Origin of the sequence: Mesorhizobium sp. M7A.F.Ca.CA.001.10.2.1 (genome assembly GCF_003998575.1) — a bacterium.
GTDB lineage: Bacteria > Pseudomonadota > Alphaproteobacteria > Rhizobiales > Rhizobiaceae > Mesorhizobium.
On record NZ_RZQY01001350.1, the window covers coordinates 1 to 462 of the forward strand.

Here is a 462-nt window from a genome sequence, read left to right on the forward strand (position 1 = left end):
CCGGAATACAGAGTGGCCCATGTTTCTTTCGATCGGGCCTTTCAACCCGATCGGAACATGGGCTAGGACAACGCGGCTTTGGAACCGGAGGCGGAACCAGGCCAGAGACAACAAACAGGACGAGCGTCCTGTTCGTACAGGAACCCGGGGGATCCCCAATGTTGAGTGGACTAGAGGCGGCCTTTTTCTACCTCTTCGCCTTTGTCGCGGTGGCTTCGGCGTTCATGGTCATTTCGTCGCGCAACCCCGTGCATTCGGTGCTGTTCCTGATCCTGACCTTTTTCAACGCCGCCGGCCTGTTCATGCTGACCGGGGCCGAGTTCCTGGCGATGATCCTGCTCGTCGTCTATGTCGGCGCGGTGATGGTGCTGTTCCTGTTCGTGGTCATGATGCTCGACGTCGATTTCGCCGAGATGAAGGAAGGCGCACTGCAATATGCGCCGATAGGCGCGCTGGTCGGGC

Annotated in this window: 1 protein-coding gene; it reads left to right on the plus strand. The window is 59.1% G+C overall.

Translation table 11 applies throughout. The features are described 5' to 3' along the window. Positions 1–158: 158 nt before the first annotated feature. The coding region (locus tag EN964_RS37020) for an NADH-quinone oxidoreductase subunit J (protein ID WP_127277633.1) at positions 159–462 on the plus strand (304 nt) is incomplete at its 3' end.